The organism is Nonlabens sp. MIC269 (assembly GCF_001430865.1).
In the GTDB taxonomy this organism is placed as follows: domain Bacteria; phylum Bacteroidota; class Bacteroidia; order Flavobacteriales; family Flavobacteriaceae; genus Nonlabens; species Nonlabens tegetincola.
This window is the reverse complement of record NZ_CP011373.1, coordinates 2,039,653-2,062,626: the sequence shown is the minus strand read 5'-3', so window position 1 is coordinate 2,062,626 and position 22,974 is coordinate 2,039,653. Positions and strand designations below refer to the sequence as shown.

Sequence of the window (22,974 nt, the reverse complement as noted above, 5' to 3'; positions counted from 1 at the left end):
CCCGTGAATACAACCAATTATGGATATAAAAAACTTTATCAATAATGAAGAGCACATACCTTTAAGTGGCATGTGGATGGATAATTATGATCCTGCTACCGGTAAAATATATGGAGAAATTCCAAGCTCTAACCACACTGATGTTGAAAGCGCTTATCAAGCTGCTACAAAGGCTTTTCCATCATGGTCTAACACACCTATTGACACTAAATCCAAAATACTTTCAAAAATAGCCGACTTAATTGAGGAAAATCTAGAAGATTTGGCTCGAGCAGAGTCTCAAGATAATGGAAAGCCCTTATGGCTTGCTCAATCAGTAGACATTCCACGAGCATCTTCAAATTTTAGATTCTTCGCTCACGCAATAACACAGTATGCTAGTCAATCCCATGATAGCACAGGTAGAAATACCTTGAATTATACGTTACGCAAACCTTTGGGAGTCGTAGGCTGCATATCTCCTTGGAACTTACCGCTTTATCTTTTTACATGGAAAATAGCACCAGCCATCGCAGCAGGAAATTGCGTAATTGCAAAACCCAGTGAAGTAACTCCTGTTACTGCCTATCTTTTAGGTAATATTTGTAAAAAAGCTGGATTACCTGCTGGTGTTCTTAATATAGTACATGGAACTGGCCCAGAATGTGGACAAGCTATTGTAGAACATCCAGGGATAAAGGCTATAAGTTTCACCGGTGGCACAAATACTGGCGCTAGGATAGCAGCAACAGCAGCGCCTATGTTTAAAAAACTATCTCTAGAACTAGGAGGAAAAAATCCCAATCTTATCTTTTCAGATTGTGATTATGAAAAAATGCTAAACACTACCGTAAGATCATCATTTGCAAATCAGGGACAAATATGTTTGTGTGGATCTAGAATATTTGTTCAAGAAGAAATCTACGACAAGTTTAAAAAAGACTTCATTAAACTAGTTCAGGAACTTACTGTGGGACATCCCATGTCTAGTACTACAAAAGTCGGCGCCGTGGTTAGTGCTTCGCATAGAGATAAAATATTGGATTATATCGCTTTCGCGAAAGCGAACCCAGAAGAATACACCATTTTAACAGGCGGCAACACACTTCAAATACCCAATTACGAGGATGGCTATTATATTGAGCCTACTGTAATTGAAGTTTCTAACAACACTTGTAAATTGAATCAAGAGGAAATCTTTGGGCCTGTAGTTACCCTTATGACTTTTAAAGATGAAGAGGAAGCTATCGCCCTTGCAAATGGTACAAGATATGGCCTCAGCGCAACTGTTTGGACAGAAAACCTCAACAGAAGCATTAAGTTAGGAAATGAGCTCGAGGCAGGAATTGTTTGGGTAAATACATGGTTAAATAGAGATTTAAGAACCGCTTTTGGTGGTGTTAAGGACAGCGGTATAGGTCGTGAAGGCGGTTTTCATGCGCTCGACTTCTTTACCGAAACAAAAAATATATGTATAGAATACAAATAGAATTATGAGAGTATTAGTTATAGGAGCCGGTAACATGGGACTTACCTATGCAATGGGTATGTCACAGTCCAGTCTTTTAGGAAATAAAAAAATACAGATTTACGACACAGACCCAGATAAAATAAAAACTCTTAAAGAAGAAGGTGTTTTTGAAGTGCACACCTCGCTTGAACATTGTCTAGGAAAAGTTGATATCGTTTTTATAGCCGTTAAACCATATCATAGTACAAGTTTATTTGAAGAAATGAAACCCTTAGTAAGGAATGAACAGCTATTCATTTCTCTTATGGCAGGTGTTACCATTGAAACTATACAAGAAGGATTACAAATTGATAAAGTTATTCGAACCATGCCCAATCTACCTGCCAAAGTAGGAAAAGGAGTAACTTCTTATACAGAGTCCAATAGTGTATCAAGAATTGAGTTATTGACAGCAAGACATTTGCTGGACACAACAGGTACATCAATTCATGTGGATACTGAAAAATTTATTGATGCCTCAACAGGAATATCTGGTAGCGGTCCAGCCTATGTCTTTTATTTTATGCAATCCATGCTAGAAGCGGCATTAAAAATGGGTTTTTCAGATTACGATTCAAAAGTCCTAGTGAGCAACACATTTGAAGGAGCCATTGAATTATTCAATCAATCCGATATTTCACCAGAACATTGGATTGATAAAGTAGCATCCAAAGGAGGAACAACACAAGCTGCAATTGATTCCATGGAAGACAATAACGTTAAACAACTTATTCAAGATGCTGCCTATGCCGCTTTTGATCGAGCTGTAGAATTAGGAAAAGAATAGTGAACACAAACTACACAACCATCATAATCGGAGGCGGCGCGGCTGGCTTTTTTACCGCGATCAATCTTGCAGAACAAAATCCAAATGAACGGATAACTATATTAGAGCGAGGTAAAGAAGTGCTACAAAAAGTAAAAATTTCTGGCGGTGGTCGTTGTAATGTCACACACGCTCAATTCATTCCTAGAGAATTATCAAAAAATTATCCGCGTGGTGAGCGTGAATTACTAGGACCCTTTCACACGTTCATGACAGGCGATACTATAGCTTGGTTTGAAGAACGTGGTGTAGAATTAAAAATAGAGGACGACGGTCGCATGTTTCCTACTACAGATTCTTCACAAACGATTATAGACTGTTTCATCTCGCTTGCGCGAAAGCATAATATCGACATCCTTACTAGTCACAATGTAACAGCCATTCAAAATTCTAACAACAACTGGGAAATCACGACAAAACAACAAACCCTTTCTGCAAAAAATCTAGTAGTTGCTGCAGGAAGTAGTCCACAGATCTGGAATATAATGAAAGACTTAGGACACACTATTGTTGATGCAGTTCCTTCTCTTTTTACTTTTAACGTAGTTAACAAGAAAATCACACAGTTAGCTGGTATAGCAGTTAATACCCAACTAAAAATCCCAGCTCTCAAACTTAAATCAGAAGGACCGACATTAATTACTCATTGGGGATTTTCAGGACCAGGAATATTAAAAATGAGTGCTTGGGGTGCTAGAGAACTCAATGATGCGCAATACAAATTTGAATTGGTAATAAATTGGACCGGATACTACAGTGAACAAGAATGCTTTGAAGAACTTCTAGAGCAAAAGAACAGTTCTAAAAAGCTTATTTACAATGAATGGCTATTCGATCTCCCTAAAAGGTTATGGAGGTATTTAGTTGAAAAATCACAGTTAGACAGCACCAGTTGGTCACAAGCAAGTAACAAGCAATTACAACAACTAGCACAACTTTTAACAACTAGCACTTACACCATTAATGGTAAGAGTACATTCAAAGAAGAATTTGTTACTGCTGGCGGAGTTGATTTAAAGGAAATAAATTTTAAAACATTTGGTTCTAGAATTCATAATAACCTCTATATGGCTGGTGAAATATTGAACATAGACGCCATTACTGGTGGATTCAATTTTCAAAACGCCTGGACTGGTGGCTATTTAATTGCTCAATCCATCGCAAAAAACGGGTAGTTTTTAGAGAATTACTATAAACGCTCAATCGGTTTCGTAAATAAAATACCTATGGATTTCTTAAAAACCAACCTTAAGAATATCGATTTGTTACTTTTGATGTTTAAATCTTAAGATTTTGAACAAGAAAACCATACTCATGATACTGGACGGTTGGGGAATTACCCAAGACCCCAAGGTAAGTGCCATTGCACAAGCTCAAACTCCTTTTATAGATAGCCTTTACCTTAAATATCCCAATGCACAATTGCGAACAGACGGCGAGCATGTAGGCTTACCTGATGGACAAATGGGAAATAGCGAGGTTGGCCACATGAATTTAGGTGCTGGACGTATTGTTTATCAAGATTTAGCTAAAATCAATAAGGCTATTAAAGACGATAGTCTCAAGGATAATGAGGTGTTGATTAACGCTATCGCTTACGCGAAAGCTAACTCTAAAAAGATTCACTTCCTAGGATTACTATCTGATGGCGGAGTTCACGCTCACATAAATCACCTAAAGGCTTTACTAGATATAACAAAGGCTAATGAGCTAGAAGATGTTTTTATACATGCCTTTACCGATGGTAGAGATGTTGATCCAAAATCAGGTATACAACATATTCAAGAAATCGAAAAACATATAAAAGGAAGTAACGCGCAGCTAGCAACGGTCACGGGCCGTTACTTTGCTATGGATCGTGATAATAGGTGGGAACGAGTAAAAAAGGGTTATGATGTTATGGTAAATGGACTGGGTACTCCTACTCACGATGCTATTCAATCCATTAAACAATCCTATGAAGACGGTATAACCGATGAGTTTATTGAACCCATGGTCATTCTTAAAGGCACTGAGCCTGTAGCTACTATCCAAGATGATGATGTCGTTATTTTCTTTAATTATAGGACCGATAGAGGTAGAGAACTTACCGACATGTTATCGCAAAGAAACTTTGAAGAGGTTAATACCAAGAAATTAAATCTACACTATGTCACAATGACCAAGTATGATGACACATTTAAGAATGTGCAAGTCATGTTTGAAAAAGACAATCTTAAAAACACACTGGGAGAAGTACTTTCAAAGGCAGGAAAAAAGCAAATTAGAATTGCCGAAACTGAAAAATATCCTCATGTAACCTTCTTTTTTAATGGTGGTCAAGAAAATCCTTTTGAAGGCGAACAACGCATTATGTGTAACTCACCCAAGGTAGCCACCTATGATTTACAACCTGAAATGTCTATTAATTGCGTTCAGGATAAAATTATACCAGAGATTGAATCTCAAAGGGCAGATTTCATTTGTTTAAATTTTGCCAACCCTGATATGGTAGGCCACACTGGCTCCATGGATGCAGCCATAGCAGCTTGCGAGGCTGTAGATAGTGCAGCAAGCCATGTAATAAATAAGGCAATAGATAATAATTACTCAATTCTTGTGATTGCAGATCATGGTAATTGTGAGGTTATGATCAATCCAGATGGCTCTGTAAATACGGCTCATACTACAAATCCAGTACCTTTGATATTAATAGATCAAGATATAAAAAGCGTAAAAAATGGTATTTTGGGAGACGTCGCTCCTACTATACTAGAGTTAATGGGAATAGAAAAACCTGATGAAATGACTCAAAAATCCTTACTTTAGAAATTTAAATTAGATAGAATGAAAAAGATCCTAATAGCAATAATAGCTTTGGCAACCATTTCTTGTGGAACCCAAAAGACAGCTCAAGATAATTCAACAAAACCAGTAAAAGAAACGGTAAACACTCCGGAATTAAAAAAAGCGCCTGAGCCTGAAAAAAGTTTAGCACAAAAAGTAAATGGCCATCTCCTAGGTAAAGCGACTAAAGCCGATTTGATGAATAATCCATATAATTCATGGTTTAATCCTAGGTACGATGCATATCAGGTTGATTCAAGCATAGCACAAGAAATCGGTACTTACATGAAGGATGTTGATGTAAGATTGTATATGGGAACCTGGTGCGGCGATTCTAAACGTGAAACACCTATGTTTTATAAGTTAATGAAGGAAGCAGGAGTAAGCGAGAGCAAGATTACACTTATAACTGTTGATCGATCAAAATCAAAACCTGTAGACCTTGTAGAAGGATATAACGTTGTAAGAGTTCCTACTATAATTTTTTATCGTGACGGACAAGAATTGGGTCGATATGTTGAGCGCCCTAGAGAATCACTAGAAAAAGATATTCTTAAAATAGTTTCTGGTCAAGAATACAAGCACTCTTACCAAAATTAAATTCAATTTGTTATCTTTAAAAAAGAGGCTGTACGCCTCTTTTTTTTATACCGTATTTTATGCAAATCGTAAATTTAGAACAAAAACTCAACCTTTTCACAGAGACATGGACACCAAAAATTATCGGTGAACTTAATGGGCAGCATGTTAAACTAGCTAAACTTCAAGGAGAGTTCGTATGGCACAGTCATCAAAATGAGGATGAACTGTTTTACGTCTTAAAAGGAACTTTAATTATTAAATTAAAGGATAAAACTGTTACCCTTAAACCAGGTGAAATGTATATTATTCCTAAAGGAATAGAGCATAAACCTATTGCTCATGAAGAAGTACATGTCCTTTTATTTGAACCAGCTGCAATAAAGCATACTGGTGATGTAACGCATGAACTTACAAAAGAGAAATTAGACTGGATTTAAGATTAAGTATTATCCTCTCAACTTCTCTAAACTTTCCTTAAGGCTAGAGAAACTTGGTGTTTTATCTGCGTATTCCTTTTTAAGAAGTTCCTTTTCTGGATCAGTAGCGCCTATTTGTTCAAGCATGTTTACCAAGTGCATTTTCATGTGACCAGCTTGTATTCCCGTAGTCACTAATGAATGTAAAGCTGCAAAATTTTGTGCAAGACCACATACTGCTGTATATCTCATAAGCTGCTCGGCAGTTGGGTTTTCAAGAATTTGTAAGGCCAATTTAGAAAGAGGATGTAACGAGGTTAATCCACCTACTGTTCCTAGTGCCAGAGGAAAATCAGCCTCAAAAATAAACGTGTCGTTTTCAACTCTAGCGTTAGTCAAACTTCTATATTGCCCATCTCGTGCTGCGTAAGCATGAACACCAGCCTCAACCGCTCTAAAATCATTACCAGTCGCTATGACTACTGCATCAATTCCATTCATGATTCCCTTATTATGAGTAACAGCTCGATAAGGTTCTACAGTAGCAATTTCTACCGCTCTTGTGAATTTACGTGCAAAATCGGCTCCAGAGATTCCATTTACTTCACCTATTTCATCAATAGGACAACTTACCTCAACATGGACAACACACTCGGGTACATAATTACTTAATATACTCATCACTACCTCAGGCAACTCACCATTAAATGGTTCATAACTCACTGATAGTTCTCTAAATTTAGTTGCAATTTGTTCTAGGGTTGTGTTTATAAAATTAGCACCCATTGCGTCCTTGGTTTCAAAAGTGGCCTGCAATTGATAATATCCAGGCATGGATGTATTTTTATCGACAAGTTTCAGGTCTATAATTCCTCCACCACGTTTTTTCATCGATGCATTTATTTGCGATAAGGAGTTAAGTAATTCCGCTTTCGCGAAAGCGAAAAAATCAACAATCACTTGTGGATCACCTTCATAGGTAAGGTGCACCTGACCCGATTTTACTGTTCCTTTTATAGTAGTTTTAAAACCGCCACGTTTCAACCAAAACTTTGCTGCTTTACTTGCTGCCGCAACGACACTACTTTCCTCAATTGCCATAGGTATGGTTACCAATTTCCCATCTACCAAGAAATTGGGCGCTAGACCAAATGGAAAGTAAAAATTTGTTATCGTATTTTCACTGAAACCATCATGTAATTCCTGAAGTTTGTTATCATCATTCCAGTATTGAGTGAGTATTTCTTTGACTTGTGAATCATTAGAAAAATACTCTTGTATCAACCAGTCTATCTTTTGTGTCTTAGATAGTTTTGAGAAACCAGAAATGGGCTTGTCCATGCTTTAGGGATTTAAACAGCGGCAAAGATAAATGATATTATTATAGGGCTTTCACTAGAAATATCACCGCAATTAATTGCCATATTTTCCTTATTATTGGTGTTTTGATTTATGAAAACGATTGATATGAAAAAAATCACGGCTATTGCAGCCTTCTTCTTGCTTGTTTTTCAAACAAGCATTGCACAGCAAAACATTACTGTTGAGGATATTTACACTGGTAAATTTCGTACTGCTGGCTTACAATCCTTACGTTCTTTAAATAATGGTACTGAATATATAGTACTTAACTATAACCGCGACCGTACTCAAACACTTGATAAATACAGCTATGCTACAGGTGAAAAAACAGGAACTATCTTAAGTAGTGAGGAAATCGGGATTCCCATCTACAGTTATGAAATGAATGATAGTGAAAACAAGATTTTAATTACTTCTCAAAGCGAGTCTATTTTTAGATACAGCAGTTATGACAAAGTACATGTGTATGACCGTAACACTAAGGAGTTAACCCCAATAAGCGATCACCTTGTACGCAGTGCTGCCCTGTCACCTGATGGGACTAAGGTAGCTTACGTTTTTGAAAACAACATCTATTACCAGGACTTGAAAAACAATACCACTACTCAAGTAACTAAAGATGGAAAAAACAACGAATTGATCAATGGTGTAACTGATTGGGTTAATGAAGAAGAATTTGGTTTTGTAAGAGCCTATCAATGGAGTCCGGACAGCCAGCAAATAGCTTTTTTAAGTTTTGATGAAAAAGAAGTTCCTGAATTCTCGATGGATGTGTATGGGAATGATTTATACCAATATCCGTACGTTTTTAAGTACCCAAAGGCTGGTGAAAAAAATGCTACGGTAAAATTGCATGTATATAGTTTGCTTTCGCAAAAGCGTAAAGAAATAAACTTGAATAGAAATGAAGAGTATTATGTGGCAAGAATTAACTATGCTCCTACAGGTACTCTTACAGCACAAGTTCTTAATCGACACCAAAATGTTCTTGATTTCTACTATGTAGATACAGCTGGAAATGCTAGCATAGCATTTACTGAAAAAGATGATGCTTATGTAGATGTAAGCGATGATTTAACGTTCTTACAAGACGGATCCTTTTTATGGACTAGTGAAAAGGATAACTGGAAACACATTTATTTATATGATAAAAACGGTAAAGAAAAACGCCAAATCACCAGTGGTGAATGGGATGTTACAGCCTATTATGGATATGATGCAAAGAAACAGCGTATCTATTTTCAAAGTACAGAAGATGGATCTATAAACCGTGGAGTTTATTCTATTTCTTTGACGGGTAAGAAAAAGAGAAAACTAAGTAATAAGATAGGAACAAATAGGGCTTCCTTCAGTAAAAACTTTACTTACTTTATAAACACTTATTCCAGCGCAACAACTCCACCAGTGTATACCTTACACAATGCTAAAGACGGTGCATTAGTTCGTGAGATAAAGAATAATAATCAACTTAAAGAGGTCTTAAAGGATTATCAATTCTCTGAGAAGGAATTTGTTACTATTCCAGTTAATGGAAATGATCTTAACATGTGGATGATGAAACCTGTAGATTTTGATCCTAAAAAATCTTATCCTTTATTAATGTTTCAATACAGTGGTCCTGGATCACAGCAGGTTGCAAATAGTTGGTATGGAGCAAATGATTATTGGCACAGCATGCTAGCAAATGAAGGCTACATTATTGCTTGTGTTGATGGTCGAGGTACAGGATATAAAGGAGCTGACTTTAAAAAAGTTACACAAAAAGAATTAGGTAAATATGAAGTGGAAGATCAAATAGCTGCTGCCGAAGTATTGGGTGAAATGGACTACATTGATTCAAGCCGAATAGGTATTTGGGGTTGGAGTTATGGTGGATTCATGAGCTCAAATTGTATTTTAAAAGGTAACGATGTTTTTAGTACAGCAATTGCCGTTGCTCCTGTAACTAATTGGAGATTCTATGATTCAATTTATACAGAGCGTTATATGACAACTCCACAGGAAAATGCTAGTGGATATGACGAGAACAGTCCTATAAACCATGTGGATAAATTAAAAGGAAAGTATTTACTCATTCATGGTAGCGCCGATGATAATGTTCACGTACAAAATACTATGCGTATGATAGAGGCACTTGTTCAAGCAAACAAACAATTTGACTGGGCTATATATCCTGATAAAAATCACGGCATTTACGGTGGAAATACTAGAATTCACCTTTTCAACAAGATGACTAACTTCATCAAAGAAAACCTTTAAACTACTTAAACCTAAATAAAAATCATGTCAACAACCCTTAATCAAAAAGAGCTATTTGGACATCCTGTAGGTCTATATATTTTATTCCTTACTGAAATGTGGGAACGTTTCTCATATTATGGAATGAGAGCAATTCTAGTTCTTTATTTAACTAGTGAAGTGATTTCAGATAATCCTGGATTAGGATGGACTGATCCCGAGGCTTTAGCGCTTTACGGTTGGTATACAATGCTAGTTTACGTAGCCTCTATTCCAGGAGGTATTATCGCTGATAAAATTATAGGTCAAAAAAGATCTGTTTTGTATGGAGGATTATTATTATGTGCTGGGCATGGAGTGCTTTCAATTGAACAAAATTGGGCCTTCTTAACTGGACTAGGTTTAATTGTGGCTGGAGTTGGATTGCTTAAACCTAATATTTCCACATTAGTGGGTGGTTTATATGCTCCTGGAGACGACAGGAGAGATAAAGGATTTAGTATTTTCTATATTGGAATTAATGTTGGTGCGGCAGTTGCTTCTATAGTAGTAGGTCTAGTTGCTAAATCGTATGGATGGCATGCTGGATTTGGGTTGGCAGCGATAGGAATGGCGCTAGGTCAAATAATTTACATGTTGGGACAAAAACATTTAAAACATGTAGGAAACAAACCTACTAAAGCTAAGAAAGATGATGGAAATGTATCAATTCCAGAGCTTTTTAAAGATATGATTAGTAATAAACTATCGCTAACCGTTTGGTTAATTTTATCAGGAATATCTATAGCATTAATTTTTCTTTGGGATTGGGGTTATGGTTTGTTATTCTTGTTCCTATCCTTTGTTGTTGGAATGATGATGGCCATTTATCAGGATCTAAACACTAAAATCGAAAAGGACAGATATATTGTTTTGTTGCTTAGCTTTTTAATTGTAATAGTATTCTGGGGCGCCTTTGAACAAGCTGGTGGATTAATGAACTTATATACAGAAAGTAAAACAGATCGTTTTATAGGTGGTTGGGAAGTTCCTAGTGCAGTAATGCAAGCCTTTAATCCAGTTTATATTATTCTTTTTGCAATTCCTGTAGCTAGTGCCTGGATGTGGTGGAAAAATAGAGGTAAGGAAGCTTCTTCTTTATTTAAAATGGCATTTGGAGTTATCATTATGGGATTAGGTTTTGTATTTATGATAGGCGCATCTTTACAATATGAAGAGTTAGGAAAATCAGGTTTATACTGGTTAGCATTTGCTTATCTACTTCATACGCTTGGAGAATTATGCGCTTCACCGGTAGCACTTTCATTTATTACCAAACTAGCACCTGTTAGATATGGCGCTCTTATGATGGGTGTTTATTTTGCCGCTACTGGATTAGGAAATAAGGTTGCTGGAATTATTGGTGAAAGTGCCGATGGTGCTGGTGAGCTTACAGTATTTACATCTATTACTGTTTTTTGTGTTCTTTTTGGATTATTGGTTATAGCACTTCTTAAACCTTTAAAAAGACTAACTCACGGAGCCGAAGAAAAAACTGCGGAAGAATTAGAACAAGAAAATTATGAACTTGCAGATTCAGACATTAACTAAATAGCAATGAATACTACCACTGAGAATTTTTTTAAAAACAAAGTAATGGGACACCCAGCTGGTCTGTTTGTCCTATTTTTCACCGAAATGTGGGAAAGGTTTTCCTATTATGGAATGAGAGCCATTTTAGTAATATTCCTGACAGGTGCAATTACTGGAGAAAATCCAGGTTGGGGTTGGGAAAAACCTGCTGCCTTATCACTCCTAGGAACCTATGCTATGTTTGTATACCTGACTCCTATTGTAGGTGGTTGGCTAGCCGATAATAAAATAGGTTATCGCTCTGCCGTTGTAGTTGGCGCGTTGCTTATGACTTTAGGTCACGCATCAATGGCAATTGAAACACCTACATTTCTATATATCGGAATATTTTTTCTTATCATAGGAAACGGATTTTTTAAACCGAACATGACTTCTATAATTTCAAAAATGTATGAAGGACATGATGAGAAAAAAGACGGTGCTTACAACATCTTCTATATGGGAGTCAATGCGGGAGCGTTTTTAGGTATTATGCTCTGTGGTTGGTTAGGCGAAAATGTTGGTTGGAGTTATGGTTTTGGACTAGCAGGAATTTTTATGTTATTAGGTATGATCCAATTTTATTTCGCTCAACCTTTATTTGGAAACATTGGAGAAAAGCCTAAGAATGAAAAAAAGGATATGATCGACACTCTACAAGAAGATCTTATCTCAAAAACTGATGGAGTCAAGGAGAAACTTAATCGATTTGTATCAATTGATTACATATTGATAGGCGCCTTTATTATTTCAGCATTAATATTTATTGTAAATGACCCTTTAAGTAAAATAGGTGATATTAATACATTAAATTTTACCGTATTCGGACTTGAAAATTCTTTATTCTTTGCATTATTGGCTGCGATATTATTTATTTTGATTCTTATAGTTCGCATTCCAAGGTATGATAAAATTGTAAGGGATAGAATGATAGCTTTTACCATCTTCTGTATTTTTACAATTTTCTTTTGGGCCGCTTTTGAGCAGGCAGCAGGATCATTACCTCTTTACACAAGAGATTATACGGATAGGGTACTAGAAGGCAATTGGGCCACGATATTCAAAATTATAGATGCAGTAGTAACAATCGTTCCTATTGCTATAATTACCTATGTCTTAATCAGTCTTTTTAGAAAGACGTTTAACCGTATTAGCTTATCCAATATTGTTCTTGCCATAAGTTTTATTATTGTTTGGGGCTTAGTGGTTTATAAGCTTTGGATTAATTTTAGCGCAGAGGCTAAGGAAGTAGAAATAACTTGGTTTGCTATTCTTAACTCTTTATTTATAATAATTTTTGCTCCACTATTTACTAAATGGTGGGATAGTAAATACAATCCACCAGCATCAGTTAAATACGGTTTAGGATTAATTGTTATGGCTATTGGTTTTGGACTATTAGCATTTGCCACACGTAATGTACCATTAGGAGCAGAGTCTGCAAAATTGAGTATGGTGTGGTTGGTTTTAGCTTACTTATTCCACACTTTAGGTGAGTTATTTTTATCTCCTATGGGTTTATCGTATTTGAGCAAACTAGTACCAGCAAGAATGATTGCATTTATGTTCGGAGTTTATTACTTGGCCATTGCAATAGGTAATAAAATGGCTCACTATGTAGGTGGTGATATTGAAAAAATCACCGAAGAAAGTGGTTTGTCCTACTTCTTCCTAATTTTTACAGTCATTCCAATTGGTTTAGGTTTAATTTCATTTGCTCTTCATCCTTTACTTAAGAGATTGATGCACGGTGTAAAATAAACTCCTTGTAAAATATTTGAAAAACGCACCAATTATGGTGCGTTTTTTGTTTACTTAGAGTTTGTAACTTTGTGCTATGAAAAAATTGCTTTTTATTCTTTTTATCGTTCCTGTTTTTGCCACTGCTCAAGTTAATTGGATGACAATGGACGAGGCTCTCGCTGCTCAAAAAAAAGAACCTCGTAAAATCCTTCTTAAAAGTTATACAGAATGGTGTCCTAATTGTAAATGGATGGACAAGTACGCTTTTTCAAAATCAGAATTAGCACAGTTTATTAATGACAACTATTATCCAGTTGCGTTTAATGCTGAAGGTACTGAAAGCATCACTTACCAAGGAACTACATACAGCAATCCTGACAAAAGACGAAACGACAGATCACCACATCAGTTTGCTGAAAAACTTAGAATTTTTGAATATCCGACTTTAGTGTTTTTTGATGAAAATGGTCAATTCATAAGTACCGTACCTGGTAAATTGGATTCAAAAAAACTAGAAATATATGTCACTATGCTTGTGGACGATAGTTATAAATCTATAAACACAGGTAAAAAGTGGAGCGATTACCAAAAAGATTTTGAATATAAACTACAAGGTTAATACGACAACTCTACAGCTCCTTCCTCATAGGTATTTATAAAGGGAATGTTATATTTTAAACAGGTAGATTCCCAAGTAATGAAGTTGCTTCGATAATTCGAACCATCTGCAATGATTAATGTAGGTCGAACTTCGTTAATTAACCTTTCCAAGTTCACTCTTGCTGATTGAGTAAGCAACACTATTGGTTTATTATAAGTTTTCCTGTAAAAACCATCTTCTTTTATAATTACCAATTCAAGTTCATTAATCTTAAGATCGTAATGTAAACTATCTCTTAAAACCTTTCTCTCCCGATGCGGTTCTATCCAACGTAATCTATTCCAAGTAATAGAGTCACGGTTGTCTGTCATCTTATAAAAATCAGTGAACACTTGTGCTCGATGATTGTTATAAACACTTATTGCACTACCAGCAGCCTGGTGAAGAATTAAGACCTTAGAATCCTTTGTTAAAGTACTAATGGTAGAAATTACTAAACCTAACAAAACGCTGAATAAAGACAAGTGTAAAAAGTTATTCGGTTTTATAGGAATTAATCGCTCTTTTTTACTTCTACTAAGGACAGGAGATACAAATAGGGCTGTTCCATATAAAATGAAATACAATAATATGACTTGCCAAAGTTTCAGATAGACATGTTCTATTAACAAAAAGTCCCAGGAACCTACTTTGTGTATAAAATCAATCACCCATTCTAAAATAAAGTTTAGAAGTACATCCAGTTTAAAGGCGTTACCACAGACAACTAATAATCCCATCATTAATATGGATGCGGCAAGAAACATGGGTAAAGCAGGTAGTAAGACCATATTACCAATAAGAAAACCTAACGGAAATTGATGAAAGTAAAATAAACTAATAGGTGCCACACCTATTTGAGCTGCTAGCGTAACAGTAAAAATGCTAAATAAAAATCGAAGCGCTCGGTTTCTAGGAAACCACAATGACTTGAACAACGGTTGCAAGGTAACTATGGCAAAAACAGCAGCATAACTTAATTGAAAACCTACATTAAAAATTAATCTTGGATTAATTAACAAAAGCACGATTGCACTCAACATCAAACTAAAATAAGTATTAGTCCGTCTAGACATGGTCATACCAATTGCTACAAAAGAAAACATGGTTACGGCTCTCATGATAGAAGGGCTCATCCCTGTCATTAAAGCAAAACTCCATAGCACAATTAATATCACTATGGTTTGTAAGTATGCCCCATAGGAATTCCATCTTTGCAATGGTCTAGTTAGAAATTCAATTATTAAAAGAATGATACCTACATGTAAACCACTTAATGCAAGAATATGAATGACGCCAGCTTTACGAAATGAAATAGTAATCTCTTTATCTAAATGTTTACGTTGACCCAACAGCAATGCCTCAATCATGGCAATAGGTTGCTTTGACATTTCAGATGAATATAGAGCAGTCTCTAATCGTTTTCTTACTTTAATAAAAAATGAGAGATCACTTGATTTAGGTAATTCTTGTTTTAAAATTTTATTTTTATCTATATAAATTTGACCATGTACGTTAATACCTTCTAAGTATTTAGCGTAATTGAAATCACCTGGATTTCTTGCGTTACTGGGTAAATTTATGTCGTCGTAAACCCATAATTTATGACCTAGAGTAAATTCTAAGCTATCAGTCGTCTTAAAAAGAACAAGCACATTTCCTGTTGATTGAGTAGCATTAACATTACGCACCCTAGCATAATAGCGATCATTAAATTGATTGGAAGCTAATTGTTCATATAACTCTAATTCTATCACTGCCTCACTACCTATCAAGTCCTGATTCACATAGTGATTTTCAGGCAAGAATTGTTCTTGTTGAACTCGCCAAAACCCTAGCGAAACAAATAAAACAATTACCGATAAAGAACCTAACCACTTAAAAGGCTTTGACCATCCTTTAAAAAATATCGTAATAGCAAGTAAGCATAAACTCGAGGATAATAATCCATAAATAAACATGGATTGAACTTTAAAAAAAGTAGCAATTACTATACCTATTACAAATGCAATGAGCAGTTTAAAAAAAGGATAAGACAAGTATCTCACCTCATAAAAGTAGGAAAAATCTGTTATTTTATCCTACCAGCTTTCAAGAAACGTGTAAACCAATAAGCTTCATTAAAGCTAGTGATGATTACTCCGCGCGAGGTAGTGCTATGAATAAACTCGATTCCTGCTGGGGTAACATCAGTAACAAGACCTACGTGATTCACTTTTTTCTTATTTCTACCAGTGGCAAAAAACAACAAATCTCCTTTTTGAACTTCCTTCACCTTTATTCGGTCGGCACTTTGATATAGGGCTGCACTTGTTCTAGGCAATTGAATGTTTTCACTACTATAAGCGTTGCAAATTAAACCGCTACAATCCACGCCATTTTTATCATTACCACCATATCTGTATCGAGTACCTAAGTAACCACGAGCATGCTCGATTATCCTGTCTACCTCAGTAGTAACGGTCAATTCTTCTTCTACAGGCTCAACCTCTTGAGTTTCTTCCTTGTCCGAAACTGTTGAAAACACAGGTGCCTTAGGTTGATTTTTATTTAATTTACGTGCTTCTTTTTTTGTAGTAACAATTTTTGGTTTTGAACTACCACAACTCGATATAAGACTAGCCGTGAATAAAATAATTAATACGTGTTTAGATATTTGAAGGTATTGTTTACGCTTTCGCGAAAGCGTAAAAATGCACAACCTTTCTGACAAAAAACACATGACATCTTTTATAAATTGCATTATTACTGCGCTATTGGTCTTATTGAATAGATTCATAAATCAATTGTGCGGTTTGATCGCTAGCTCCTACTCCACCTAATTTATGTTCTAGTTCATAATAATTAGCAAAAACTCGGTTACGATGAGTGGCATCTAGAATAAGAGAAAGTTCGGTACTTAATTTTTTCTCGTTGAAATCCGATTGAATGAGTTCGGTTACCACTTCTTCATCCATAATAAGATTAACTAAAGAAATGTAATTAAGGTTTATAATTCTTTTTGCTATTTGATAGCTTATGTTACTTCCTTTGTAACATACTACCTGTGGCACTTTAAAAAGGGCTGTTTCTAGCGTGGCCGTTCCACTAGTAACAAGTGCTGCGTGACATAAACTGAGTAAATCATAGGTGCGATTCATCACTAGAGTTGCAGGGTAGTTTTTGAGAAATTGACTGTAAAAACTTTCATCCTGACCTGGAGCACCAGCAATTATGAATTGGTAATCTGGAAATTTATCTGCCATGCGCAACATAACTTTGAGCATTTTCTTTATTTCCTGTTTACGGCTACCTGGCAATAAGGCGATTAACGGCCTATCGTCTAATTTATAAGTTGCTAAAAATTCATTATGGTCTACGGCTTTTCGTTGGGCGATGGCGTCTATTAATGGATGACCAACAAAATGTACTGGATAATTATGTTTTTGCTCATAGAAATCTTTCTCAAATGGCAAGATTACATACATTTTATCTACATCCCTTTTAATAGCTTTTATCCTATTTTCTTTCCAAGCCCAAATTTGTGGTGATATGTAGTAATGATTACGGTACCCTTTAAGTCGAGCCCATTTCATGATTCTAAAGTTGAAACCAGGATAATCAATATAAATAATAACATCTGGATTAAAACTTTCAATATCTTTCTTACAAAGGTTAATATTCTTAAGAATCGTGTTTAGGTTTGATAAAACCTCAACAAACCCCATGAAAGCTAGATCTCTATAATGCTTTACAAGTGTTCCTCCTACCGCTTGCATGAGGTCACCACCCCAAAATCTAAATTGAGCATTCTCGTCTTTTGCTTGAATGGATTTCATGAGATTGGATCCATGCAAATCACCACTAGCTTCTCCAGCAATTAGATAATATTTCATAATCAGAATTCAAAATATAGTACTGCTAGAGCAGCTAGCACAGTTGCTAATAATACGCCACGCGCCTCGTAAAATTGAGGTTTCTTTTGGAATTTCCCCAATTTAGTAGTCAGGAAAAAAAAGAAAAGAACTAGATTAAATACGGCTCCTAGACCAATTAATCCACCCAAGAATCCTTGTTTATAGCCTGCTTCAACAGCTTCAATGAAATGGCTATCGGTCATTAAATAGATATAAATATAGGTTCCAGCAAGATTTGCCAGCAGTCCTAAAATGAATCCTTTAAGTATTTTAATTATCAAAATCCCAAGTGTTTAGTTCGGCAATATAATGATGCGCTGTTAAATCATATTGAGTAGGCACTATAGATATATAATTATGTTCGAGCGCCCATTCATCCGTATCTTCTCCTTTATCATCATTAACAAATTTACCAGTAAGCCAGTAATAATCCTTACCATAAGGATTTGTGCGTTTATCAAACTCTTCTACCCAGTAAGCATTTGCTTGTCTGCAAATTTTAACTCCTTTAATTTCGTCATGAGTAGCCTTGGGAATATTTACATTAAAAACAAGTCCCTTAGGCATTCCTTTGTCTAAGACGTTTTCAATAATTTGCTTTACGTAAGGTCTAGCTGGTTCAAAATCAGCATCGGCGCTATAATCACATAATGAAAAGCCGATTGATGGAATTCCTTCAATACCTGCCTCAACAGCTGCACTCATAGTTCCACTATATATAACATTAATAGCACTGTTACTTCCATGATTTATACCACTCAAACATAAATCAGGTTTTCTATCTAAAATTTCATGGCTTGCCATTTTTACACAATCTACTGGTGTACCGCTAGTGGTGTATTCTTTGTGATTATGAGAATGAGCAGTATACTCTTTTAAATACAAGGTGTTATTAATGGTTATAGCGTGTCCCATTGCACTTTGTGGGCTATCAGGTGCAACTACAACTACATCTCCTAATTCGGTAGCTATATCAATTAATGTACGTATTCCTTTTGCTGTTATACCATCGTCGTTAGTAACGAGTATTAATGGTTTGTTTGTATTAGGCATATAATTTTGAAGAATTTTTAATGAGATAACGCAAAATAACGCACGTTAACATACACTGGGGTTAAAATTAATTAAAATGACGTGACTTGTCGAATCATATTGTTAATTTAACCCGTTCAAAAAATGGCACGATTTTTAAGTGCTAATAGAAGGAATAAATGAAGTACATAATGAATTTTCTCAAAAATAATTTTGCAATAGGTATTATAACTCTGCTCGTGGCTACCGCCAGCTGTAGCTTTACAAATACTATTGACCCAGGAGATAAAGAGAAGGAAGAAGTTTTAATTCAGTTAGTAGGACAACTACTCAAAAGAAATCACTTTTCTCCTGCTGATTTAACAGATCAGTTTTCGGCAGATGTTTACAAGAACTTCATCAATGATCTTGACCCAGGTCGCAGGTATTTTCTAGCTTCTGACATTGAAGAATTCAAAGCCTATGAATACCAAATCGATGATCAAATACGAGAAGGTAATGTAGCCTTATTTACTCTAGCCTACGAGCGACTACTCAAAAGGCAAGATCAATCTGAAAAAATCTATTTAGAGGTGATTCAAGAACCACTTGATTTTGATAAACAAGAAGAGATTGATACAGATTATGAGAAAATGAGCTATGCCGAAAACAAAGCACAACTCAAAGATCATTGGAGAAAATTAATAAAACTATCAGTGCTCGGTAATTACTATGACAAGATTGAAGAACAGGCTGATCTAAAAGATCAAAGCAAAGCAAAATCTGAAGAAACACTCAAGAAAGAGGCTATTGAAGAAGTGAGAAAATCTCTTGCAGAGAGCTTTGATTTAAATGATGATGTAGAGCGCATGGATTATTTCTCTTTATTCATGAATGCGATAACTACACATTTTGATCCACATACTAACTTTTTCCCACCTAGGAACAAAGATCGCTTTGATACCTCAATGAGTGGAAAACTAGAAGGAATAGGTGCTAGACTTCAAAAGAAAATGGATTACATAAGTGTAATTGAAATCATTTCAGGTGGACCAGCATGGCGCAGCGAAAAAATTGAGATAGGAGATAAAATCCTAAAAGTGAAGCAGGAGAAAGATACTGTAGCTACAAGTATTGTAGGAATGAGAATCGCCGATGCTGTTGAACTTATAAAGGGACCTAAAGGAACTAAGGTAATTCTTACTCTTAAAAAGGTAGATGGAACTGTAGAGGACTTAACGCTAACTAGAGATGTGGTAGAAATTGAAGAGACATTTGCGAAATCTATGATCATTGAAAACGATGGTATGAATTACGGTCTTATCGACTTACCTAAGTTCTATTTTGATATGGAAGATCGCAATGGTCGTGCAGCTGGTGAAGACATCGCAAATGAAATTATTAAGCTTAAAAAGCAAGGCATGCAAGGTCTAGTACTAGACTTAAGAAATAATGGCGGTGGATCATTAGGAGAGGTAATCAAAATGGCCGGTTTATTCATTGAAGAAGGTCCGGTAGTACAAGTTGCCTATCCTAACGGAAGAACAAGAATTCATGAAGACCCAGATAATGGCGAAGTTCTTTGGGATGGACCTTTAGTAATTATGGTAAATGAGTTTAGTGCAAGTGCAAGTGAAATCCTAGCAGCTGCTATGCAGGACTATGATCGTGCTGTGATATTGGGTAGTAAACAAACCTTTGGAAAAGGTACTGTTCAACAGTTTCAAGACCTTAATAGATATATTACCAATGGAAATTTAGGTGACTTTGGATTTATAAAACTAACTACTCAAAAATTCTATCGAGTAAATGGTGGAAGTACACAATTAGAAGGTGTAAAAAGTGACGTTGTTGCACCAGACCGTTATTCTTATATAGATCTAGGTGAAAAGGACGAACAATTCCCATTACCTTATGATGAAATACCAGCTGCAGAATATAATCGATTTACTGGTTATTTGAATTTAAGTGAAGCTATTAAAAACTCGCAAGAGCGTATTGACAACGATCCAAAATTCCAGCTTATTGATGAAAGTGCACAATGGCTTAAAAAACAAAGAGAGGATAACGTCATACCTCTTAATCTAGAGGCTTATAAAAATAGATTGGAAAATTTAGAAAATCAATCAAAGCGATTTGAACAATTTGAGGATTATAAAAATGAATTATCCTTCAAACTTACACCATCCGATGAATTTGCTACGAAACAAGATAGCATTCTTAAGAAAAAAAGAGAGCGCTGGCAAGAAGGATTACAGACTGATTTATATTTAAATGAGGCTGTTAATATCCTTAAGGATTTAAAGATGAAAAACATTAAAAACAGTAATCTTACCCTTAAAGATTAATGTTAAGAAAATCACAGTCATTAGGACATCTAGCGCTCCAAAAATTTAAAAAGAATTTTTGGGGCGTTTTGAGTTTTACGGTGATTGTAATCTATGCATTACTAGCGTTATTTGCCTATGTGATTGCTCCTGATTCCACGCGCAATGCTAATCAAATGCATCTTTCCATTCATTCGCAACCACCAGGATTTTCTACTAAAATGATGATTTTACCTATAAAGGAGGAAGATTCTAATTTTTGGTCCTTTTTATCGGGTAGCACATCAACTGTAGAAGAAATTCCTTTTACCAAACTTAAATCGATCGATGGTATAATTCATTATACTCCTTTTGACCCTGACAATGAGGCAAAACCTTACCAGCCAGTGATGCATGAATGGGGCAAAGTGATGGATATGACACGCTTTCGCGAAAGCGCAACCACAACAAAGACCTTTCTACTAGGAACTGATAAATATGGCCGCGATTTATTAAGCCGTATGCTCATAGGAGCACGTATTAGCATATCAATAGGCTTTATTGCTGTTCTTATTTCATTATTAATTGGAATATCATTAGGAGCAATTGCAGGATATTATGGCGGTAAAATAGACAACGCCATTATGTGGTTGATAAATGTAACCTGGTCTATCCCTACCCTATTGATGGTAATCGCAATAAGTATAGCCTTGGAAAAAAGTTTTTTTACCGTTTTTATAGCGGTAGGCTTAACTATGTGGGTTGAAGTTGCGAGAGTTGTACGCGGTCAAGTTATAGTAGCCAAAGAATATCAGTATGTAACTGCAGCTAGAGCTTTGGGATTTAATGACTGGCGTATTATTACCCGACACATTTTACCCAACATTACAGCGCCTATCATTGTAATAAGTGCCGCAAATTTTGCGGCAGCTATTCTCATTGAAAGCGGACTTAGCTTTCTAGGGATTGGTGCACAACCACCCATGCCCAGTTGGGGTAGTATGATAAAGGACCATTATCAATACATAATTCTAGATAAGGCCTATCTTGCAATTATTCCTGGTATCGCAATCATGACACTTGTAATGGCATTCATGTTATTAGGTAATGCTCTACGTGATGCCTTGGATGTAAAAAAGATCTAACTATGAGAAAATTCGTTTATCCTATTTTAATTTTTTTATGTGCCATAGGCTTTATTCTTTGGGAACAAAAAATAGATAAACAAGAGTCACAGGATAATCTGGAACAAGAAGATTTTGCCAGTCGCGACTTTAATAATCAAGGTGTTAAAAAACTAAGTAGAAAAGATTTCTTACCTACTTCTGGCAATCAGGTTGTTCATCATCACACTTATAGCTTGTCGTATAATGAATTACATGAACAAGCAGAATGGACAGCACACATTCTTAATAAAAGTGATATCAAAGAGGTTGATTTTAAAAGACCTTACTTTGAGATAGATGATAAAATCACTACTGAAGCTGCTCATTGGAAGAATTACAAGAACAGTGGTTATGACCGAGGTCATCTAGTTCCCGCAGGTGATCGCAGGGCGACAAAAGCAGCGTATGAAGAAACATTTTTAACCTCAAACATATCACCGCAAGAGCATGAATTCAACGCAGGCATATGGAATCGCCTAGAACAAAAAACAAGGTATTATGCAAAAAAGCATGACCAACTGTATGTGGTTACTGGTCCCGTGTTAAAAAGAGGATTGAAAAGCATCGGGTTTGATAACGTAAGTGTACCAGAACAGTATTATAAAATATTATACCGACAAACTAACGATGGAGGAAAGATGCTAGCATTTCTTTTACCTCATCGTGCGTCAAATGAAAGTATTTATAAATATGTGAGTACTGTGGATCAAATTGAATCGCTTACTGGAATCGATTTTTTCTCACAGCTACCAGATACTATTGAGAAGCAGCTAGAATCTAGTAGGGATACTCGTGGATGGTAATTACTTTTTATTGGACATTCTCAATTGACGCATACCAAACCAAATTGCCATTAAAAATA

At 35.7% G+C, this 22,974-nt stretch carries 19 protein-coding genes; 13 read left to right on the top strand and 6 right to left on the bottom strand.

The annotated features are described in order from the left end of the window. Positions 1-19: 19 nt before the first annotated feature. The 6 genes from AAT17_RS09465 (at position 20) to AAT17_RS09440 (ending at position 6,160) form a co-directional block, all read left to right on the top strand. Entirely contained in the window at positions 20-1,468 is a 1,449-nt protein-coding gene (locus AAT17_RS09465) for an aldehyde dehydrogenase (protein ID WP_060523879.1), read from the top strand. A gap of 4 nt (positions 1,469-1,472) precedes the next feature. After that, entirely contained in the window at positions 1,473-2,276 is an 804-nt protein-coding gene (gene proC, locus AAT17_RS09460) for a pyrroline-5-carboxylate reductase (RefSeq protein WP_060523877.1), read from the top strand. Further along, a complete protein-coding gene (locus AAT17_RS09455; RefSeq protein ID WP_157539261.1) occupies positions 2,273-3,490 on the top strand; it encodes an NAD(P)/FAD-dependent oxidoreductase in 1,218 nt (405 codons plus the stop codon). The genes proC and AAT17_RS09455 overlap by 4 nt, the downstream gene beginning before the upstream one ends. 118 nt (positions 3,491-3,608) lie before the next feature. Continuing rightward, the gene (gpmI, locus tag AAT17_RS09450) at positions 3,609-5,123 is read left to right on the top strand and encodes a 2,3-bisphosphoglycerate-independent phosphoglycerate mutase (RefSeq protein WP_060523873.1); all 1,515 of its coding nucleotides are present in this window, start codon (positions 3,609-3,611) and stop codon (positions 5,121-5,123) included. An 18-nt stretch (positions 5,124-5,141) separates the two neighbouring features. Continuing rightward, positions 5,142-5,741, top strand: a complete 600-nt coding sequence (locus tag AAT17_RS09445) for a thioredoxin family protein (RefSeq protein ID WP_060523872.1) — start codon at positions 5,142-5,144, stop codon at positions 5,739-5,741. Positions 5,742-5,800: 59 nt separating this feature from the next. Then, entirely contained in the window at positions 5,801-6,160 is a 360-nt protein-coding gene (locus tag AAT17_RS09440; protein ID WP_042279704.1) for a cupin domain-containing protein, read from the top strand. Positions 6,161-6,169: 9 nt separating this feature from the next. On the opposite strand, the gene AAT17_RS09435 is transcribed toward AAT17_RS09440, so the two are convergent. Further along, positions 6,170-7,480, bottom strand: coding sequence for a hydroxymethylglutaryl-CoA reductase, degradative (locus tag AAT17_RS09435; RefSeq protein WP_060523871.1), 1,311 nt, complete (start codon positions 7,478-7,480; stop codon positions 6,170-6,172). Positions 7,481-7,606: 126 nt separating this feature from the next. Here AAT17_RS09435 and AAT17_RS09430 point away from each other — a divergent pair, with 126 nt between their 5' ends. The 4 genes from AAT17_RS09430 to AAT17_RS09415 all read left to right on the top strand — a co-directional run bounded on the left by AAT17_RS09430 (position 7,607) and on the right by AAT17_RS09415 (position 13,712). Further along, a complete protein-coding gene (locus tag AAT17_RS09430; RefSeq protein WP_060525072.1) occupies positions 7,607-9,760 on the top strand; it encodes a S9 family peptidase in 2,154 nt (717 codons plus the stop codon). Between the two features lie 24 nt (positions 9,761-9,784). Beyond that, positions 9,785-11,329, top strand: coding sequence for a peptide MFS transporter (locus AAT17_RS09425; RefSeq protein ID WP_042279701.1), 1,545 nt, complete (start codon positions 9,785-9,787; stop codon positions 11,327-11,329). 6 nt (positions 11,330-11,335) lie between these two features. Next, positions 11,336-13,111 (top strand): peptide MFS transporter, encoded by a 1,776-nt coding sequence (locus tag AAT17_RS09420; RefSeq protein ID WP_060523870.1) that lies wholly within the window; start codon positions 11,336-11,338, stop codon positions 13,109-13,111. Positions 13,112-13,187: 76 nt separating this feature from the next. Further along, positions 13,188-13,712: a thioredoxin fold domain-containing protein gene (locus tag AAT17_RS09415; RefSeq protein WP_042279698.1), complete on the top strand. Its 525-nt coding sequence runs from the start codon at positions 13,188-13,190 to the stop codon at positions 13,710-13,712. Here the strand turns inward: AAT17_RS09415 and AAT17_RS09410 are convergent. Genes AAT17_RS09410 through surE form a run of 5 tightly spaced genes read right to left on the bottom strand, consistent with a single transcriptional unit; the run spans position 13,709 to position 18,682 of the window. Beyond that, positions 13,709-15,781 carry a ComEC/Rec2 family competence protein gene (locus tag AAT17_RS09410; RefSeq protein WP_157539260.1) on the bottom strand — a complete coding sequence of 691 codons (2,073 nt, stop codon included), beginning with the start codon at positions 15,779-15,781 and terminating at the stop codon, positions 13,709-13,711. The genes AAT17_RS09415 and AAT17_RS09410 overlap by 4 nt on opposite strands. Positions 15,782-15,804: 23 nt before the next feature. Further along, positions 15,805-16,512 (bottom strand): C40 family peptidase, encoded by a 708-nt coding sequence (locus AAT17_RS09405; protein WP_060523868.1) that lies wholly within the window; start codon positions 16,510-16,512, stop codon positions 15,805-15,807. Then, the gene (lpxB, locus tag AAT17_RS09400) at positions 16,496-17,608 is read right to left on the bottom strand and encodes a lipid-A-disaccharide synthase (protein ID WP_060523866.1); all 1,113 of its coding nucleotides are present in this window, start codon (positions 17,606-17,608) and stop codon (positions 16,496-16,498) included. The genes AAT17_RS09405 and lpxB overlap by 17 nt, the downstream gene beginning before the upstream one ends. Before the next feature lie 2 nt (positions 17,609-17,610). Further along, positions 17,611-17,910 carry a hypothetical protein gene (locus AAT17_RS09395; RefSeq protein ID WP_060523864.1) on the bottom strand — a complete coding sequence of 100 codons (300 nt, stop codon included), beginning with the start codon at positions 17,908-17,910 and terminating at the stop codon, positions 17,611-17,613. Next, positions 17,900-18,682 (bottom strand): 5'/3'-nucleotidase SurE, encoded by a 783-nt coding sequence (surE, locus tag AAT17_RS09390; protein ID WP_042279689.1) that lies wholly within the window; start codon positions 18,680-18,682, stop codon positions 17,900-17,902. The genes AAT17_RS09395 and surE overlap by 11 nt, the downstream gene beginning before the upstream one ends. Positions 18,683-18,852: 170 nt before the next feature. Between surE and AAT17_RS09385 the strand changes: the two genes are divergently transcribed. Genes AAT17_RS09385 through AAT17_RS09375 form a run of 3 tightly spaced genes read left to right on the top strand, consistent with a single transcriptional unit; the run spans position 18,853 to position 22,915 of the window. Next, complete coding sequence (locus AAT17_RS09385; protein ID WP_060523861.1) at positions 18,853-20,988, top strand: carboxy terminal-processing peptidase; 2,136 nt, start codon at positions 18,853-18,855, stop codon at positions 20,986-20,988. Then, complete coding sequence (locus tag AAT17_RS09380) at positions 20,988-22,091, top strand: ABC transporter permease (protein WP_060523859.1); 1,104 nt, start codon at positions 20,988-20,990, stop codon at positions 22,089-22,091. Before AAT17_RS09385 ends, AAT17_RS09380 begins: the two co-directional genes overlap by 1 nt. 2 nt (positions 22,092-22,093) lie before the next feature. After that, positions 22,094-22,915, top strand: a complete 822-nt coding sequence (locus AAT17_RS09375; RefSeq protein WP_042279685.1) for a DNA/RNA non-specific endonuclease — start codon at positions 22,094-22,096, stop codon at positions 22,913-22,915. Positions 22,916-22,974: the final 59 nt, after the last annotated feature.